Below are 18,458 nucleotides of genomic sequence, written 5' to 3'. Positions count from 1 at the left end.
AAAAATGTGTGTGCAGCTTTTGAGGCCGCTGCACAATGTCTCTGAGGACATGTGTTAATAGTAAGCGTGCTAATAAGATTATAAAATTGATTAAATTTGCTCAATATATTCGATTTTATAGAATATATTGCCGTGTACCTGTTCTGAAAGGCACTGCGTAAAAATCGTTAGCTGGTTATTCAATGGTTTTTACGAATGAAATATTCTGCTTTTTTCAGAGGTTATCAGTAGCTTCTAGCGGTAAGGTTCTCGGCGTGGGCCAAAAGCGCAATCCACGCTCAGATTAGGGCGTTGGCGAAGCAGACGTCGCCATAGATAAAACGAGGAATAGCACAATGTGGCGGAACAGTCGCAGCGGATGGGGATTGATCAGTATTCTATTTCACTGGCTAAGCGCGCTAACTATTATCGGGCTGTTTGCGTTAGGGTGGTGGATGACCGACCTTGGCTATTATGACCCTTGGTATAATCAGGGGCCTTGGGTGCACCGCTCTATTGGCATCTTGCTTCTGTTTGCTACGCTAGCGCGTTTGGTGTGGCGCTTCGTCCAGCCGACACCCCGTGCAGAGGGTAGCCGTTTAGAAACCATTGCGGCTCATCTCGGCCATATTGTTCTTTATGTGCTTGTATTAGGGGTCATGGTGAGTGGCTACTTGATCTCTACCGCCGATGGTCGTGGTATCAGTGTATTTGGTTGGTTTGAAGTGCCCGCGCTGCTTTATGATCTGCCCAATCAGGCAAGTCTGGCGGGTGATATTCATTGGTACAGCGCTTTGGCGCTAATGATTCTTGCCGGTGGTCATGCGCTCGCCGCGCTCAAGCACCACTGGTTAGATAAGCACGCAACGCTGGTGCGTATGCTTAATCCAGCCTATAGCATGCGCAATGATTCAAAGTAGTAAGGTAGATTCGTTTTGCCGCCGCGAAGGTGATGTCCGCCTGTCACGGTGCTTATTAAGTAACCCCCAAGGAGTTGTTGATTATGCTAAAGAAGACTGCATTTGCCTCTGCGATTGCCGCTGCAGCGCTGGTTCCATTGAGCCAAGCACAGGCAGCTGATTACCAAATTGACACTGAAGGCCAGCACGCCTTTGTTCAGTTTAAAATTTCTCACCTGGGCTTCTCTTACATTCTGGGTAGCTTCGAAGAGTTTGACGGCCAGTTTGCTTACGATCCAGAAGATTTGGATGCTTCTTCTGCCGAAATCGAAGTGCAGGTTAATAGTCTGACCAGCAACCACGCTGAGCGCGATCGTCACATCTTAAGCGATGATTTTCTCAATGCTAGCGAGTTTCCGACGGCCACCTTCACGTCAACTGGCTTTGAATCAACCGGCGATAATGAAGGTGTGCTGACAGGTGACCTAACCCTGCACGGCGAAACCCAGGAAATTGAAATGCCGGTGACGCTGATGGGGGAGGGTGATGACCCTTGGGGCAACTACCGCGCTGGCTTTGAAGGTAGCACCACGCTGACCCTGGGTGATTATGGTATCGACATGAGCGATTTCCCTGAATCCATGCATGAGCTTGAGCTATACGTGACGTTTGAAGGTATTCGTCAGTAAAGCGTCGGTTTAATTAAACGCCACCACCCTGCCAGGGGTGGTGGCGTTTTTTGTGTTTAAGGTGAAAACAGGAGAGTTGATTTGGCAATGGTGATGCAGCAACGCGAGTTGGCAATAACCCTATGGCGTCAAACCTGGCCCATGGCCATCGGGGTGTTGGCACTATTGGGTTTTCAACTTGTTGATAGCGCCTTTATTGCCCGTTTAGGAACTGCTCAGCTCGCCGCTCAGTCGTTCACCTTTCCGCTTTCCTTCCTGATTATCGGTATTCAGGTAGGCATGGGTATTGCCATTGCCGCGCTTATTTCCCGGGCGCTAGGTGCAGGAGAAGGCGAGCGGGCGAGGCGCTTAAGCAGTTTGGTGTTAATGGCTGGCGGTGGAGTGATCGGTCTATTGGCGCTCATATTGTGGCTATTCCATGTGCCCATTTTTCGTCTGCTGGGTGCCGATGCGGCCACGCTCTCGTATATCTATATCTACTGGGGGCCGCAGCTGTTATCCGCGTGGCTGGGGGCGCTGCTCTATTTCAGTTATAGCGTCTTTCGTGCCCATGGGGATACCCGGTTGCCAGGCAAGATGATGGTGCTGAGTAGCCTTGTTAACCTTGCGCTCGACCCTCTGCTGATTTTTGGGGTCGGCAATTGGCAGGGCTGGGGTTTGCCCGGCGCTGCCTGGGCAACCGTCATCGCCTTTACAGTGGGGCTGATGGTGACGACCCGTAAATTGTTCAAACGTCAGTGGTCATCACGGCAGGGGCTGTGGCTAGAGGCAAAGCACTCCTGGCGCCCATTTACAGGCATTGCCGCCCCAGCGATGGTCAGCCAATTAATGCCGCCCTTGGCAGCGATGCTGGCTATCTCAGTGGTGGCTGCGCTGGGTGAAAGTGAAGTGGCGGCTTGGGGCTTGGCGAGCCGTTTGGAAACGCTTTCGCTGATGGCCATTCTGGCCATGACCATGTCGCTACCGCCGTGGTTAGGTCGCTGCTATGGTGCCGGTGATTGGGCGCAGATTCAGCAACTTATGCGTTTGGCGATAAAAGTGGCACTGGTTTGGCAGCTCAGTCTCGGCGTACTGCTGGCCTTGGGAGCCCCCTGGTTGGCCAAGGCCTTAGCGGGTAATCCTGAGGTGCAGAGTGAGTTGACGCTGCTCATCCGCTTTCTGCTGCCCAGCTACGCAGCGCTGGGCGTCTGTATGATCGTGGTTTCGGCGGGGAACGCCCTAGGTTGGCCGTTGCGAGCGATGCTGTTATCCAGCGCACGGCTGTTTATTTGCTATTTGCCCTGTTTGTGGCTGGGCTCGCAGTTGTTCGGCTGGTGGGGGCTTGCGGCAGGCGCCGCTGTGGGTAACCTGCTGGCAGGCTTGATGGCCTGGCAAGTCCTGCGGCGTATTCTCTCCCGCCCGCATCGGCAGGCGGGATTCGTCAATTAACGCCGGTGCCCAGCTTCCTGAAAAGAGAAGTAGGTAAATAGCAGCCCCATACCCAGGTAGCCCATCACGAACTCAGGGGCAGCATTGAATGACAGCTCCGGGGCATGCATTAGCCCGACGAACGAGAAGCCTGCAGCAATGGCGGCGAAGGCGGCCGCACGCCGGAACTGGTGATCAATTACCGACACTGTCATAGCGCCCAAAAGAATGGCCATAAACATCGCTCCCTGGCCCATTACCACAATAGCGCTGGAAATATCGGTGACGACCTCGCCCGCCCCGCGGTTAAAGCGGGTCATCACATAGTTGGCGAAATAGGGCAGCATGGCCAGCGCCACGGCAGGGTAGTAGCGTGTGTCGTTGGCTTGAAACGCGGTGGCAATCATCGACATGCCGACAAACACCAAAATCGGGGCGACCACGGAAACGGGGATGATGGCGGCCAGGGCGGCGATTAAACCGAACATGGTGACCAGCGCGTAGACAGCGCCGTTGAGCAAGCTGTAGCCGCGGCCAGCACCCATCCATTTGGCCCCTACAGTGGCAATATAGACCGTGGTCGGAAACACGCCGCCAAACAGCGCGCCAATCATCGTGCCTGCGCCATCAACCGCCTGGCACTCGCGCACATCGTATTTATCGCCCGCGGCTTCCATCGCCTCCACATTGTTCATGGTCTCAATGGCGTTATAGAGCGTGATCGGCAGCACCACGGTGAGTACCGCGAGCATACTGGTCAGTAGTAACCCCAACCCTTCGAACCAAGCGAGATTAGGAAGCAGCGGATAAAAGCCCAGGTGGGTAAAGGCATCGCTAAAGCGTTCGGTGCCGGCATCGCCAATCAAATAGGCCATGGCGGTACCAACGATGATGGCAAAGAGCGAAGTGGGCAGTTTAAACGGCATACTTACTCGTGCGACCAGACCAACAATAATGATGGCTAACACCAGCAGGCCAATCACCGGCATTTCCAACGTTTTAAACAGCATTTCACCGGCGATAAAGGTCAGGGCGACCCCGGCAACGGCGCCCAGCATGGCGGCGCGCGGCAGGTGATACTGCACCCAGCGGCCAATCACGCTGATGGCGGCTTCGATGGCGCCGCTGATAAAGCAGGCGGCCACCGCCACTTTCCAGGCCATTTCGGCATCGCCGGTGAGCTGTTTTGCAGGGAGTAACACACCGAACAGAAATACAAACATCACCGGGGTTGAGATGCCGTAAGAGAGCGCCGTTACATCGGCACGATTCTCTTTGCGGGCCAGCCTTGCCGCGCTCCACGCATAGTAGAAATTACCCACCATTACCGCTACTGCTGCGCCTGGCAGCACCTGCCCATAGACAATAGAGGAGGGGAATCCCATGCCGAGCATGGTGATAGCGATAATGACAAAGTTGGCAATGTTGTTTTGGAACAGGGCGAAGAACGCGTCAGTGTCTTCTTTTTTATACCAGGGGTAGTGTGTGCTGGCAGCCGCCATGATAGGCCTCTTGATTATGGTGTGTTGTATACAAGGCAATGCTGAGTGTGCCGAAGGGTTGACTGATCGGTCAAGCGCCCGGTACGCAAAAACGTTCAGCACACAAAAACGCCCAGGAAGACCTGGCGTTTTTGTGCGGTAGTACTTGTTAAGCGCTGGGATGCTACCTAGTCGTTGACAGCAGCGATTGCTTTGGCCAGGTAGGGCAGGTTCTCCTGGGAGAAGCCTGCTACGTTGGCGCGGCCTGAGCGCACCATGTAGATGCCAAACTCATCGCGTAGGCGATCCACCTGTTCCGGCGTTAAGCCGGTGTAGGAGAACATGCCCCGCTGCTCTGCTACGCAGGCGTATTTTTCATCCAGCCCGTAGGGCTTCAGGGCTTCAACGAAGTCGCGACGCAGGGTGTTAATACGGTCGCGCATTTCGGTGAGCTCTTCGCGCCATAGCGCAGTCAGCTCTGGGTCATGGAGAATCTCGCTGACGATAGCGCCACCGTGAGCAGGCGGGTTGGAGTAGTTTTCCCGGGCAACGATCGCGACCTGTGAGCGAATGTTATCCATCTGCTCGCTGTCTTTTGCCACCATGATTAAACAACCGGTACGCTCGCAATAAATACCGAAGTTCTTGGAGCAGGAACTGGTGATGATCGCTTCGTCGAGGTTTTCTGCCAGCAGGCGAACGCCGTAAGCGTCCTCATCCAGGCCTTCGCCAAAGCCCTGATAGGCAAAGTCGATCAACGGCAGTAGCTTGCGTTCACGGACAATTTCCAGCACTTCCTGCCACTGGGCGTGGGAAAGGTCAAACCCGGTCGGGTTGTGGCAGCAGGCATGGAGTACCACCACATCGCCTTCTGGAATGCTTTTCAGCGCTGTCCGCATACCGTCAAAATCGAGACGGTTGTCGGGGTCTACATAGGGGTATTTATGCAGTGCAATACCCGCCGCGGTAAAAATACCGTGGTGGTTGGGCCAGGTTGGGTCGCTTACCCAGATACCTTTGCCCGGTAGTTGTGAAGCGATGAAGTCAGCTGCTAAACGCAGGGCACCGGTGCCGCCAGGCGACTGGGTGGCGCTGGCACGGTTGGCTTTTAGTACCGGTGACTCAGCGCCAAACACCATTGGAAGGACTACTTCCCCATAGCTGGGGGCACCGTGAGAACCGATATAGGTTTTCGTCGTTTCATTCTTGAGCAGGCGAGCTTCTGCTTCCTTAACGGCGCGCATTACCGGCGTATTGCCTTGGGTATCGCGGTAAACACCAACACCTAGATCCACTTTTTGCGGATTGGTATCTTTTTTGAAAGCTTCGATCAGCCCGAGAATGGCGTCTCCTGGGACTCGCTCAATATGCTCAAACATTTATTCGGCTACCTCGTCGGTTCTGGCGGCAAGAATGAAGTCATTAAGATGCAGGCCTTTAATAGCATGAGACCACCACGTGACGGTGGCTTTGCCCCACTCAGTCACGATAACGGGGTGATGGCCAGCCTGCTCGGCAATCTCGCCAACGCTTTGGGTAAACGCCAACGCGCTGGCAAAGTCACGGAATTTAAAACTTCGTGACAGCTTCATGATGCCATCGTGCTCGACAATCTGCCACTGGCTGAGGCTTTTTAGCCGCTCTTGGGCTTCATCTTTGCTTAGCGGCTGAGCATCTTTGCTACACGGTTCACAAATAGCGTTGGCTAGCGTGGTCATCGTTTGGCTCCTGTGCTTGGGGATTTCCCTTTAGCGTAGATGGCAAACGCAGTCGCGACCAACGTCTTTGGCGCTATACAGCGCTTGGTCGGCCCGCTCGATCAGGCTCGTTAGGGGTTCGCCGCAGCGATATTCGGCCACCCCAATACTTAGCGTCACCTGGCCTGGCCCCATGCCGAAGTCGCGCACACTGATGGCTTGGCGTAAGCGATCGGCAAGTGCATGGCATTGCTGCAGCGGCGTGAGCGGCAGCACGACCATGAACTCTTCTCCTCCCAGCCGAGCCACCATATCTTCACAGCGCAGTAGTGACTGGGTATGGGTTGCTAACTGTTTAAGCACGTCATCCCCATGCAGGTGGCCCCAGCGGTCGTTCAGACGTTTAAAGTGATCAATATCGATCATCATGATGGACAGCGGTGTACCGTGGCGGGTACTAAGCGAAGCAACATGGGTCAAGTGCATCATCAGTTTGCGCCGATTGGGCAGTTGCGTCAGGGGGTCGGTATCGCATAACTTGCGAAGCCGTTGCTCTTCGCCGACTTGGTCGCTGATGTCCATCATTATGCCGTTCCACTGCACGCCATCGTCAACGGGCGTGGGTTTGGCGCTAACCGCAATCCAGTGGGGTTTTTCTTTTGGAAACGGAAGCCGAAATCGTGTAGTGAGAGGCAGCATCCAGCGCGCTGAGCGCTCTATCGCGGACATTATTTTGGGGTGGTCGTTGCCAGTTAGTTGCTCAACCAACTGGCCCGCATTTTCGGCAAGCAGCTCCCGGTCAATATGTTTTAGAGCCACGCCACCGCCCTCTAAATAGGGAAACCGCATATGACCATTGCGCGCACGGTGAAACTGAAAGATAACGCCGGGTATGTGGGGTACAAGGTGGTCTGCACTGACTTGCTCGGGTGCGTCTATATCATTCACGGGCATGCGTGAATCTCCAAACATGTGCCAATTTAAATTCGATCGTGAAGATTAGCCCTAAATACGTAATCAGGATGTAAGCCATTGCAGACAAAATGAGCTTATCTATATTGTTTTAGAATATAGATGTTCTTTTTTTATATATATTCGATTGTATTCTAAGCAATAGACAAGGCGTTATTGGTATTTAGTGGTAAAATTAATTACTTTTTTGCATATCAAAAATCTTTTTTATTCCTGAGGTGGATTCTTGGAAGCAGGACGAGAGCAAACGTCTCAGCCATACGGCTTGGTAAGTCTAGTGGGCGCGGGTCCTGGCGATCCGGAGTTGTTAACGCTAAAAGCGTATAAACGCCTTCAGTCCGCTGAAGTGGTGCTTTACGACCGCTTGGTTAGCGATGAAATTATCGCCTTTATACCCAGCGAGGCGCAGCGATTTTATGTGGGTAAAGCACGCTCGCTGCACAGCGTCCCCCAAGAGGGCATTAATCAAGCGCTTGTGAAGTGGGCTCATCAGGGTAAGCGCGTCGTGCGCTTGAAAGGCGGTGATCCGTTTATTTTTGGCCGTGGTGGAGAAGAGCTTGAGGCGTTGGTGGCGGCGCAAGTGAGCGTGGAAGTGATTCCAGGGGTGACCGCAGCCTCAGGCTGCGCCGCGTATGCAGGAATTCCCTTAACGCATCGCGATCACGCCCAGTCGGTGCGTTTTGTCACCGGGCATTTGCAGCAGGGTGAGTGTGAACTTGACTGGGATGCGCTAGCGAGGCCCGGGCAAACCTTGGTGTTTTATATGGGCTTAGGCAGCGTGGAGGTGATTAGCCAAGCGCTGATGAAGCACGGTTTAGCGCCAGATACGCCGCTGGCGTTAATTGAGCAGGGGACGACCCGCCAACAGCTTACCCATGTAGGTACGCTGTCTGCACTGCCTGCTACTTTCTTGGCGGGCTACATTAAACCGCCTACGCTGCTAATAGTGGGTAGCGTTGTATCACTGCATACCACACTGGATTGGTTTAATGCGCATAATGGGGGGGCTTCAGGCTTCCATGAGGGAAAGCACCCGCCTTCTACCTAAAGTAATAAACATTATGGCTTGTGGTAACGTTACGGCAACATTTATACACGAATTTGCAAACATACTGGCTAGATACAGCGAGCTGTGTATGCTGAAGGTGGAGATCATCCAAGGTTAGCGCATTAACCACTTACTTGATGACCGTTAGCTTGGACAAACGTTAGCTTAGACCATAGAGGAAAGCATAATGTCGGAAGCAAACCACTCGGATCACCAGTCACCAGTCCACAAGCCAGAGCCGGCTAAAAAGTCGGATATGAAAACCCTATTTCAGGATAACCGGGTAAAAGCCATTGCCGGTATCGCCGCCATTGCGGTTATCTGGGCGATTATGGCCCAGTCCAATGCAAGCTCCCGCCAGGATCGCGTTGATAGTCTTGAAGAGCAGCTCGCCAGTGCTGAGCAAGAAAATAACCAATTGAGCCAGCGCATCAGCGAGATTGAGCAAGCTGAAACCAATTTAACCGCGCTGCAGGAGGAGATGGCATCCCTGGAAACGCAGCAGGAAGAAGCCCGCTCTTCGCTTGAAAGTGCTCAAGGCAACGTCGGCGATGTAGAGTCGCGTTTAGAAGAACTTGAATCCGAACGGGATGCGCTGGAAGAAGAAATTGCCACCCTTAATGAGCAGGTAGCAACCGCTGAAAGTGAGATGAGCGCGCTGCGTGAAGAGCGCGAAGAGATCATGAGCACCCGGGATGAGGCGGAGAGCGCCCTTCAGCAAGTAGAGGAGGCGCGTTCTAGCGCTGAAGAAGCCCGTCAGGAGGCTGAGTCCGCCCGTCAGGAAGCGGAGCAGCAGCGTCAGCAAGCGGTTGAAGAGCTGGGCAACACGGAAGAGGAACTCTCCGCACTCGAGGAGCAGATTAGCCAGTCTAATGAAGAGCTAAGTGGCTTGGAAGAAGAAATTTCGGCTGCCCAGAGCGAGCTTGATGAGCTGAGGAATGAGCGTGACTCACTCACTAGCGAGCGCGATGAGCTGCAAGGTGATGTTGATTCGCTAACGGCGCTACGCGAAGAGGAAGAGCAGAGTCTAAGCCAGGTGCGCGGTGAGTTGGATGACGTAATGGTCGCTCTGGATCTGGGGCGTGAAGAGGTGGCAAGCGTCGAGAGTGATATCGAGCAGCGTGAGAATCAGCTGGAGCGTTTGGAGAGCCAGTTAAGCGAATGGCGCGATGAGCTGTCGACGTTAGACAGCCGCTTGGCCGATGCAGAAGAGTCGGCAGGTGAGGCTACATCATCTTCACAAAGCAGTCCTGCTGAAGAAGGAACTTCAGAGGGAAGCTCTTCAGATAGCTCTTCGGATAGCTCGTCAGAGGAGAGCTCTTCCAGTGAGAGCGCCAATGATAGCGATGGCGGCAGTGAAGAGTCTCAGCAAAACGCTGGTTAATAAGAGGCTAGAAAGTAGGGCGGTTATGCACCTTTCGCGCCAGTAACCTAAGGGCGGATGTCGGAAAACCGGCATCCGCCCTCTTGTTGTAGGTTTATGATTGGGACTGTGAAGCGTATCATTCACTCAACGTTAATTTCAGAAAGTAAATGCCTAAACGAGGAGTGCCATTGAATGGATGGGGTTAAGCATATTATTGCAGTGGCATCGGGTAAGGGGGGCGTGGGAAAATCCACCGTCACCGTGAACCTGGCATTAGCGCTATCAGCACAGGGCTATCGAGTAGGCGTCCTGGATGCGGATATCTACGGGCCCAGTCAGGCACAGATGCTTGGTGTTAAAGAGGGCACGCGCCCCCAGGCGGCCAGTAATGACCGATTCCTGCCGCTCCAGGCCCATGGCATTCAGGCCATGTCGATGGCGTTTATGGTCAATACCCGCGAGCCGATGGTGTGGCGCGGGCCAATGGTGGTGGGCGCCTTCCAGCAGATGCTGACGCAAACCCAGTGGGACAATCTCGATTTTCTGTTGATCGACATGCCCCCAGGTACCGGTGATATCCAGCTGACCCTGGCCCAGAAAGTACCGGTCGCTGGCGCGGTGATTGTGACCACCCCACAGGACATTGCGCTGTTAGATGCCCGTAAAGGGATCGAAATGTTCCGTAAGGTTAATGTGCCGGTGCTTGGCGTGGTGGAGAATATGAGCCTATACCACTGCGAAAATTGCGGTCATGAGGCGGCTATTTTTGGTACCGGCGGAGGCGACAGCATTGCCGAAGAGTACGAGACCCAAGTGCTTGGGCGACTGCCGCTGACGCTCTCCATCCGAGAGTTAACGGATTCGGGACGCCCAAGCGTAGTGTCTGAACCTGAAGGCTCGGTGAGCCAAACCTTTGCGGCTATTGCCCAAAAAGTCGCTGAGGCGGTGAGCGTGAACCAAGGCGACGGCCCAACTATTTCCTTTAGTGAGTGATAACGAAATAAATGAGTATCAAATCTGATAATTGGATTCGTCGCATGGCCAAAAGCGACGCGATGATCGAGCCGTTTGAAGCCGAGCAAGTGCGCTATGTGAATGACCAGCGGGTGATCTCCTACGGCACGTCTAGCTATGGCTATGACGTGCGCTGCTCAGATGAATTCAAAGTCTTCACTAATATTCACTCAGCGATCGTTGATCCCAAGGCGTTCGACGCAAAAAGCTTTGTCGATATTAAAGGCGACGTGTGCATTATTCCGCCCAACTCATTCGCGCTGGCGCGCACGGTGGAGTACTTCCGTATTCCCCGTAACGTGCTTACGATTTGCCTGGGTAAATCCACCTATGCGCGCTGTGGCATTATCGTTAACGTGACGCCGCTGGAGCCCGAATGGGAAGGCCACGTTACCTTGGAATTCTCTAACACTACCAATCTGCCAGCGAAAATCTATGCCCATGAGGGCGTCGCGCAGATGCTGTTCTTAGAGTCTGATGAGGTGTGCGAAACGTCGTATAAAGACCGCGGCGGGAAGTATATGGGGCAGCGTGGTGTGACCTTGCCGCGTACCTAGTTTACGCAATGCACTGCTACGAGAAAGCGCCTTAAGGCAAAACCGTAAGGCGCTTTTTAATGCTTATGGTGATGATACCAGTCTAGCCCTGAGACTCTTCGTCGAGCTTTTCATCAAGGTCTTCATCAAGCTCTTCCGCTGCGTCGGCGTGGGAGAGCCGCATGCCGTGTTCCGGCAGTAGATGGCCATCCATCTTGGCACCTTCGGCGCTGAACTGCAGCCGACCTTCCAAAAACCACTGCACCGCGATCGGATAGATCAGATGTTCCCGGGCGCGAACCTTCTCTTGCAGCGTTTCCGCGGTGTCGTCACTGGTCACCAGCAGTTCCGCTTGCAGTACCACCGGGCCACCGTCCAGCTCTTCGGTCACAAAGTGAACGCTACAACCATGGCTGGCAACCCCGTCTGCCAGCGCACGGGCGTGAGTGTTGAGCCCTTGGTAAGCTGGCAACAGCGAAGGGTGGATATTCAGCATTCGGCCCAGGAAACGCTGCACAAAGCGAGGCGTCAAAATGCGCATAAAGCCTGCCAGTACAATCAGATCCGGCTCGTGGCGCTCAATGACTTTGATCAAGGCGCCATCATAGGCTTCGCGGCTATCGTATTCCCGGTGGGGTAGCGCAACCGCTTCAATGCCTGCTTCATGAGCGCGTTTCAAACCATAAGCGTCAGCGATATTGGAAATCACCGCGACAATCTCACCACCACCTAAACGGTCGTGGGACTGAGCATCAATCAGCGCCTGCAGATTGCTGCCACTGCCTGAGATAAGTACCACAATGCGGCGCGCACCGAGGGGCTCCGGCGTGACGTCTTTAATGGTATCGCTCTGGTAGTCCGTATTGGTCATGCCGAGAGGTTCTCCAGAATAACGGCGTCCCCTTGGCGCACAACGATCTGGCCCAGGCGATAAACGGACTCGCCCTCGGCTTGCAGATGAGCCACCGCCTGCTCTGCCTGATGTTGCGGCACTACAACGACCATGCCAATACCGCAATTGAGCACGCGGTGCATTTCAGTTTCATTCACGTTGCCGTTGGCCTGCAGCCAATCAAACACCGCGGGGCGCTGCCAGCTGGCAATATCGATATGCGCAGCGAGGCTGTCGGGCAGCACGCGGGGAATGTTTTCCAACAAGCCGCCGCCGGTGATGTGCGATAATGCGTGCACGGCAATTTCGCTGCCGCGCATTAAGGAGAGCAGTGATTTAACGTAGATGCGCGTAGGTGCCATCAGCGCATCGCCGAGGGTTTTTCCGTCGATGTTAGTCTCTAACGACGCGTCGCTGACCTCGAGTATTTTACGAATCAGCGAGTAACCGTTTGAGTGCGGCCCGGAGGAAGCAAGCCCCAAGATAACATCGCCTTCGGCCACTTTGCTGCCATCTAAAATGTCCGCTTTCTCGACCACTCCTACGCAAAAACCCGCTAAATCGTAGTCGCTGCCTTCGTACATGCCCGGCATTTCGGCGGTTTCTCCGCCTACCAGGGCACAGCCAGCCAGTTCGCAACCAGCGCCAATGCCGGTGACCACGTCAGCAGCAATATCCACATCGAGCTTACCCGTGGCATAGTAGTCAAGAAACAGTAGCGGCTCCGCGCCGGCCACGATGAGGTCATTGACACACATGGCGACCAAATCAATGCCAATGGTGTCGTGTTTGCCAAGATCCATTGCCAGACGCAGCTTGGTGCCGACGCCATCGGTACCCGAGACAAGCACGGGCTGCCGATAGCCTGCGGGGATCTCGCATAGCGCGCCGAAACCGCCAAGTCCGCCCATGACTTCCGGGCGCGTAGTGCGTTTGGCAACGTGTTTAATGCGGTCAACTAAGGCGTTACCGGCATCAATATCGACGCCTGCGTCCTTGTAGCTGAGGGAAGGAGTAGCCGAAGAAGAGGGGGTCTCGGTCATGACAGATCCTGTGAAGCAAATAGCGGTGCTGGTAGTGCTGGCGGCTTGGCCAGTGCTAGACGATAACTGGAGCGGATTGTAACACTCAGCGGCGCAGGTCGCACCGCTGTCGCGCACGATGAAAAGCATACGAGCGACTTTCGCTCATTTGCGGCATAGTAGTGGCATGGTAAAAACAGTAGCAACGAGTGAACGGATAGTAGTGGTGAGTGAGCGTTAAGTGTGATCAGTAAAATATGTCGCGATAAGTGCAATAGTAACGATAAGTGCAAATAAGCGGATTAAATTCACGTTTGAGAGGGATCTATGCGGAATTCTTGGTGGGGTGTCCTATTTTTGGTGGTAATAGGCGGGTTAATTTATTTGTTAGACGCGGTTCTGATGCCTTTTATTGCTGGGATGATTCTCGCTTACTTAGCTGATCCGCTGGCTAACCGTTTTCAGCGCTGGGGCATGAACCGACCCTTCGCGGTAAGCAGCGTGTTTTTAGTACTGCTGGTCGTCCTCGTGGCGAGTCTGTTGATCTTGATACCGCTGCTCGTTCAACAGCTTAAACAGCTGGGCGAAGCTATCCCGGGTATTTTTAATTGGGTAGAAAACAGACTCGCACCGCAGGTGCAAGAGTGGACCGGTTATGACTTAACCGCGGAATTGACCAATGCCCGGGAGACGCTGGTCGAAAACTGGCGCGATGCGGGCGGCTACTTAGCCCAGATATTAGGACAAATTGGCCGCTCAGGTATGGCGTTTGCGTCATGGATCACCTACGTGGCGCTGATTCCTGTGGTTACTTTCTATTTGCTGTTGGACTGGAATCGCTTATTGGCCAATATTGCCAATCTCGTGCCTCGCCAGTGGGCAGACGATACTTTCCGGTTGGCGCGCCGTTGCGATGAAGTACTGTCTTCGTTTTTACGTGGCCAACTGCTAGTGATGCTCTGTTTGGGGATTATTTATGCGGTGGGCTTAACGTTGATGGGGCTTAATTTTGGCCTACTGATCGGCTTTGTCTCGGGGTTAGTCAGTATTGTACCGTTCCTGGGCTTTATTGTTGGCTTGGTGATCGCCCTGGTTGTCGCCCTATTCCAATACGCCACCTGGTGGGCGGTGCTGGGCGTCATCATCGTGTTTAGTATTGGCCAAATGGCTGAGAGCGTAGTTCTGCAGCCTAAGCTGTTGGGGGATAAAATTGGCCTGCACCCGGTCGCGGTTATATTCGCCGTGCTGGCTGGTGGTAACCTGTTTGGCCTGACCGGCGTGTTGTTGGCGCTGCCTGTTGCTGCGGTAATCCTGGTGTTGCTGAAAGAAGTGAAAGTTCGTTATCAGCATAGCGAACTGTACGATGAAAATAATACCGACAAGCATGCCCCTATCATTGAGGTGAGTTCTGCTGAGTTTGGGCGTGATGCCCCTAGTCGTGATGGAAATAGCCGTAAAGATCAAGGGGAGTCGTCATGAGCCGAATACCGGCACAGCTTCCTTTGGGGATTGGCCTGCGCGATGACGCAACCTTTGATAACTACTATGTGGCGCGTTCGAACACGCCGCTGGTTGAGCACCTGACTCAGCAGCTTACCCCTGAGGGTGAGCAGTTTCTCTATCTGTGGGGGGCGCCAGGGGTAGGGCGCAGCCATCTGCTTCAGGCGGCGTGCCATGCGGCGTCCGATGCAGATAAGCGAGCGCTTTACTTGCCGCTGTATGATTTGGGCCACTTTCCGCCGTTAATGTTGGAAGACATCGAACGCCTGGATATTGTCGCCATTGATGATTTGGAGTGCGTGATTGGCCGCAAGCGCTGGGAAGAGGCGTTGTTTCACGCTTTTAACCGGCTAAGAGATGCGGGCAAGAAATTGGTGATTGCAGCCAGTGCCTCCCCACGACAGCTCAACGTGGTGCTACCGGATCTGGCTTCCCGCCTGACCTGGGGGGTAACGTTTCATGTTCACCCCTTGGAAGATGATGACGAGCGTTTAGCAGCGCTAAAGCTGCGCGCCAGTGTAAGAGGGATGCAACTGCCTGATGATGTTGGGCGCTATATTTTGCATCGTGGCCCTCGGGAGCTAGGCGAACTCTGCCGTGCCGTGGAAACCCTGGATAAGGCATCGTTATCAGCCAAGCGTAAATTGACGATTCCGTTTGTGAAATCCGCCCTCGTTGGTGAATCTGCGGGTCTAAAATGCTAAGGGCAACGACTAAAACGCCCCTGTCAGCGAGAGCCGGCAGGGGCGTTTTATAAAACATGCTTATTCGCTTAGTGCTTCAATAAGCGATTAAGCAGTTTTGCTCAACTTGCTGGCAGCGGTTTGCGCCTGCTTAACGTTGTCTTCGGTAATTTTCTGGCTTTTCTGGATAAAGTCCTGCTGTAGAGAGACGACTTTATCGGTATCGCCCTTAACGCGCTCAGCCAGCTCTTTAGCCACTTTTTGCTGACCTTCCATATAGCTGCGCAGGCCTTCTGCGTCTTTCACGTTCATCATTTGACGCATTTGCGCGATGCCGGTATCAACATAGGCTTTGCTGGCATCCATCTGAGCGTTGATCATTTTTTCGCTGTAATCGATGCTCAGCGCCATGTAGGCGCGTACTGGGGCCATAAACATATTGTCAAACTGCTGAGTCATTTCGTTAGTATTTAATGTACGCATCGTCATACCCTCCTGGGGTTAGTCTTGCACAAGCAGCTATCCAGAGGTTGGCGCTGCTGATGAATGAGTAGCTTTTTAAGCTATCTTGCGTTGCAGCATAGCAACTGTTTTTGTGCAGTGCAACATTTGGTTTTTGGCATCTACTAACCGCGGGGCAAGCGTATGTTTACCCGCATGCTCTAACCAGCTAGCTTGAAGGTAGAGAGCATGGCTTTAGCCTGCGATCGATAGACCGGTTATACGCTCAGATAGGCATCACTGTTAATTTCACTGTTGGGAGTAAGAGCAATGGCAACACGGATAGAACGCGATAGCATGGGCGAATTGGAAGTGCCCTCTGAAGCCCTATATGGCGCCCAAACTCAGCGGGCCATCAATAATTTCCCTGTCTCTCATTCGCCTATGCCGTCAGCCTTTATCCATGCAGTCGCGCGTATCAAGCTAGCGGCAGCCCGAGCTAATCAAACCCTGGGAGGGCTTGATAGCGCGCGTGGGGAGGCGATTCAAAAAGCGGCTCGCGAGGTGTTAACAGGTAAGCATGATCAACACTTTCCCATCGATGTGTTTCAAACCGGTTCAGGCACCTCCACCAATATGAACGTCAACGAAGTGTTGGCGACTTTGGCAAGCCGGGAAGGCGTCGAGGTGACGCCGAACGATCATGTCAATATGGGGCAGTCCAGCAATGACGTGATCCCCACGGCCATCCATCTGTCGGCTGCTATCGCCGTGCATGAATCGCTGCGTCCAGCCCTCGTTCACCTGCGCAGCACTATCGACCAGCGCGCCAGTGAGCTAAGTCATGTGGTAAAAACCGGCCGTACCCATCTCATGGATGCCATGCCGCTGCGTATGGATCAAGAGCTGGGCGCATGGTCGAGCCAGTTAGGTCAGGCCATTGAGCGCATTGATAGCGCCATGAAACGGCTGTGCCGATTAGCTCAAGGCGGAACCGCCGTGGGCACCGGCATTAACGCTCCTATCGGCTTTGCTGAACAGGTCGCCCAAGAGCTGAGCGAACAGACGGGGTTGATGTTCACTCCTAATGACAGCTTCTTTGCCAGCCTCTCTTCCCCGGATGCCGCGGTAGAGCTTTCCGGCCAGTTGAAAGGCTTGGCCTGCGTGATTATGAAAATTGCCAACGATTTGCGCTGGATGAATTCAGGCCCGCTGGCGGGGCTGGGTGAGATCGAGCTGGAGGCGTTACAGCCCGGCAGTTCAATCATGCCGGGGAAGGTTAACCCCGTGATTCCTGAGTCAGCCGCCCAGGCTGCCGCGCAGGTCATCGGTCTGGATAGTGCGATTACCGTCGCAGGGCAGAGCGGTAACTTCCAGCTAAATGTGATGTTGCCGCTGGTGGCTTCCAATTTGCTTACGTCAATCAGCTTGATGAGTAATACCGCACGGCTGCTGGCTGATCGTGCGATTGCCACTTTCAAGGTGCGTGAAGATAACCTGAAAGGGCCATTGGCCAGAAATCCGATCTTGGTGACGGCGTTAAATGGCGTGATTGGCTACAACGCCGCCGCGGCAATTGCCAAAGAGGCTTACCAGGCGGGGCGGCCGATTATTGATGTGGCCGAGGAGAAAACGGATCTTGACCGGGAAACGCTTGAGCGACTGCTGGATCCTGCCGCGTTAACTCAGGGAGGCATCCCTGAGTAACACCTTTAAGCAGCGTTAAGGTTGGCTTTTCGTTCAGGTCTCTTGCCGCTCGGTTTTGCCTTCCTGAATTGTTTCGCTGGCTTCACTGCGCTCCTCCGCATCCGCTTCGGGCGTTTCATGCTCGTCTTGCCGCGAGGGGCGGTAGCAAAAGGTGGCCAGTATCGGAAAGTGGTCGGAGCCGAAGTAGTTAAGTCGCTGCATACCAACCAAGGTGAAGTGCTCGGTCACGAAGATATGATCCAGGGGCCAGCGCAACATGGGATATTTGGCATGGAAGGTGCTGAATAAACCCCGTCCACGGCGTGGGTCGAGCATGCCGCCCACGCGGCAAAAAAGCCGAGTAGTGCGTGACCAAGCCACATCGTTCAGATCCCCGGCGACCAGCGTTGCCCGGGGATCTTTATGGATCTGTTTGCCCACTAACAGCAGCTCAGCATCCCGCCATAAAGATTTTTCACTCTCACTGGGAGCCGGTGGCCGTGGATGGAGTGCGTAAAAACGAATGCTATCGCCGTTAGCAAGCGTTACTCGGGTATGAATAGACGGAATGTCGTCCTGTATTAGCCACTTAACGGAAGTATCGGTAAGTTCCAGGTGCGAGTAGAGGTGCATGCCGTAAAGGTTGTCGAGCGGGATCTTGACGCTGTGTGGCCACTGCTCTGCGAGGGCAGGATCCAGCTGATCCTGCCACCACTGGTCTGACTCCAGGGTCAGTACAATATCCGGCTGGTGCTGTTTGATCATATCGATCAGCGCCTGAGCCTGCCGATTAGGGGTCAGCACGTTGGCGATCAGCAGCGTTATCCGTTTATCTGAATCGTTGCTTTCCGCCGTTTTAACCTGAACCGGCCAGAGTGGCGTCCAGGGCAGAATGTAGTAGAGCTGGAACAGTAGAGTGATGCCCGAGGCGAGCAGAGATACCCATAGCCAAGGGCCGGGCTCAACGAAGATAACGGCTAATAGCCAGGTGGTTAAGGCTAGGAAAGCAATCTGCAGGCGTGGAAATTCAAAACTGCGAATCCACCACCAATGTAAATGTATGCGTGCTATCAGCGTCGCTAATAACAGCACGATCGCTATGCTTCCTAGCAAAATACCCAGCATGGTTTATCTCCCTGTAGATAA

Annotated in this window: 18 protein-coding genes; 10 read left to right on the top strand and 8 right to left on the bottom strand. The window is 54.0% G+C overall.

Going from position 1 to position 18,458, the window contains the following annotated elements; genetic code table 11:
* Positions 1–335: 335 nt before the first annotated feature.
* The 3 genes from OM794_RS12155 to OM794_RS12145 all read left to right on the top strand — a co-directional run bounded on the left by OM794_RS12155 (position 336) and on the right by OM794_RS12145 (position 2,995).
* Complete coding sequence (locus OM794_RS12155) at positions 336–899, top strand: cytochrome b (protein WP_226251070.1); 564 nt, start codon at positions 336–338, stop codon at positions 897–899.
* A gap of 83 nt (positions 900–982) precedes the next feature.
* Positions 983–1,567, top strand: a complete 585-nt coding sequence (locus OM794_RS12150; RefSeq protein ID WP_211595037.1) for a YceI family protein — start codon at positions 983–985, stop codon at positions 1,565–1,567.
* 87 nt (positions 1,568–1,654) lie between these two features.
* On the top strand, positions 1,655–2,995 hold the full coding sequence (locus OM794_RS12145; protein WP_413229728.1) for an MATE family efflux transporter: 1,341 nt from the start codon (positions 1,655–1,657) through the stop codon (positions 2,993–2,995).
* On the opposite strand, the gene OM794_RS12140 is transcribed toward OM794_RS12145, so the two are convergent.
* The 4 genes from OM794_RS12140 to OM794_RS12125 all read right to left on the bottom strand — a co-directional run bounded on the left by OM794_RS12140 (position 2,992) and on the right by OM794_RS12125 (position 7,106).
* On the bottom strand, positions 2,992–4,476 hold the full coding sequence (locus tag OM794_RS12140; protein ID WP_226251068.1) for an NCS2 family permease: 1,485 nt from the start codon (positions 4,474–4,476) through the stop codon (positions 2,992–2,994). The two genes, OM794_RS12145 and OM794_RS12140, sit on opposite strands and share 4 nt — an antisense overlap.
* A 167-nt stretch (positions 4,477–4,643) precedes the next feature.
* The gene (locus OM794_RS12135) at positions 4,644–5,834 is read right to left on the bottom strand and encodes an aromatic amino acid transaminase (protein ID WP_226251067.1); all 1,191 of its coding nucleotides are present in this window, start codon (positions 5,832–5,834) and stop codon (positions 4,644–4,646) included.
* Positions 5,835–6,173 (bottom strand): 4a-hydroxytetrahydrobiopterin dehydratase, encoded by a 339-nt coding sequence (locus tag OM794_RS12130; RefSeq protein ID WP_226251066.1) that lies wholly within the window; start codon positions 6,171–6,173, stop codon positions 5,835–5,837.
* A gap of 30 nt (positions 6,174–6,203) precedes the next feature.
* The gene (locus OM794_RS12125; RefSeq protein WP_226251065.1) at positions 6,204–7,106 is read right to left on the bottom strand and encodes a GGDEF domain-containing protein; all 903 of its coding nucleotides are present in this window, start codon (positions 7,104–7,106) and stop codon (positions 6,204–6,206) included.
* Positions 7,107–7,350: 244 nt separating this feature from the next.
* Here OM794_RS12125 and cobA point away from each other — a divergent pair, with 244 nt between their 5' ends.
* The 4 genes from cobA to dcd all read left to right on the top strand — a co-directional run bounded on the left by cobA (position 7,351) and on the right by dcd (position 11,109).
* A complete protein-coding gene (gene cobA / locus OM794_RS12120; protein ID WP_265153761.1) occupies positions 7,351–8,172 on the top strand; it encodes a uroporphyrinogen-III C-methyltransferase in 822 nt (273 codons plus the stop codon).
* Positions 8,173–8,359: 187 nt separating this feature from the next.
* Positions 8,360–9,556: a kinesin gene (locus tag OM794_RS12115; RefSeq protein WP_226251063.1), complete on the top strand. Its 1,197-nt coding sequence runs from the start codon at positions 8,360–8,362 to the stop codon at positions 9,554–9,556.
* Positions 9,557–9,730: 174 nt separating this feature from the next.
* Entirely contained in the window at positions 9,731–10,531 is an 801-nt protein-coding gene (gene apbC / locus OM794_RS12110; RefSeq protein WP_226251062.1) for an iron-sulfur cluster carrier protein ApbC, read from the top strand.
* A gap of 11 nt (positions 10,532–10,542) precedes the next feature.
* Positions 10,543–11,109 carry a dCTP deaminase gene (gene dcd / locus OM794_RS12105; RefSeq protein WP_035579668.1) on the top strand — a complete coding sequence of 189 codons (567 nt, stop codon included), beginning with the start codon at positions 10,543–10,545 and terminating at the stop codon, positions 11,107–11,109.
* Between the two features lie 82 nt (positions 11,110–11,191).
* Here the strand turns inward: dcd and purN are convergent, their stop codons facing one another.
* Together purN and purM are read right to left on the bottom strand one after the other, a co-directional pair.
* Complete coding sequence (gene purN / locus OM794_RS12100) at positions 11,192–11,959, bottom strand: phosphoribosylglycinamide formyltransferase (protein WP_226251061.1); 768 nt, start codon at positions 11,957–11,959, stop codon at positions 11,192–11,194.
* A complete protein-coding gene (gene purM, locus OM794_RS12095) occupies positions 11,956–13,023 on the bottom strand; it encodes a phosphoribosylformylglycinamidine cyclo-ligase (RefSeq protein WP_226251060.1) in 1,068 nt (355 codons plus the stop codon). Before purM ends, purN begins: the two co-directional genes overlap by 4 nt.
* Before the next feature lie 306 nt (positions 13,024–13,329).
* Here purM and OM794_RS12090 point away from each other — a divergent pair, with 306 nt between their 5' ends.
* Together OM794_RS12090 and hda are read left to right on the top strand one after the other, a co-directional pair.
* Complete coding sequence (locus OM794_RS12090) at positions 13,330–14,481, top strand: AI-2E family transporter (protein WP_226251059.1); 1,152 nt, start codon at positions 13,330–13,332, stop codon at positions 14,479–14,481.
* Entirely contained in the window at positions 14,478–15,206 is a 729-nt protein-coding gene (hda, locus tag OM794_RS12085) for a DnaA regulatory inactivator Hda (RefSeq protein WP_265153760.1), read from the top strand. The genes OM794_RS12090 and hda overlap by 4 nt, the downstream gene beginning before the upstream one ends.
* Positions 15,207–15,293: 87 nt before the next feature.
* Here the strand turns inward: hda and OM794_RS12080 are convergent, their stop codons facing one another.
* Positions 15,294–15,668, bottom strand: a complete 375-nt coding sequence (locus OM794_RS12080) for a phasin family protein (protein WP_226251057.1) — start codon at positions 15,666–15,668, stop codon at positions 15,294–15,296.
* A gap of 288 nt (positions 15,669–15,956) precedes the next feature.
* Here OM794_RS12080 and OM794_RS12075 point away from each other — a divergent pair, with 288 nt between their 5' ends.
* Entirely contained in the window at positions 15,957–17,333 is a 1,377-nt protein-coding gene (locus tag OM794_RS12075) for a class II fumarate hydratase (protein ID WP_226251056.1), read from the top strand.
* Positions 17,334–17,366: 33 nt separating this feature from the next.
* Here OM794_RS12075 and OM794_RS12070 read toward each other — a convergent pair whose 3' ends face one another.
* Entirely contained in the window at positions 17,367–18,437 is a 1,071-nt protein-coding gene (locus tag OM794_RS12070) for an endonuclease/exonuclease/phosphatase family protein (protein ID WP_226251055.1), read from the bottom strand.
* Positions 18,438–18,458 lie beyond the last annotated feature (21 nt).

This window comes from Halomonas sp. BDJS001, assembly GCF_026104355.1.
Taxonomy (GTDB): Bacteria; Pseudomonadota; Gammaproteobacteria; order Pseudomonadales; family Halomonadaceae; genus Vreelandella.
The sequence above is the reverse complement of the archived record's forward strand: the minus strand, read 5'-3'. Positions and strand labels throughout refer to the sequence as shown.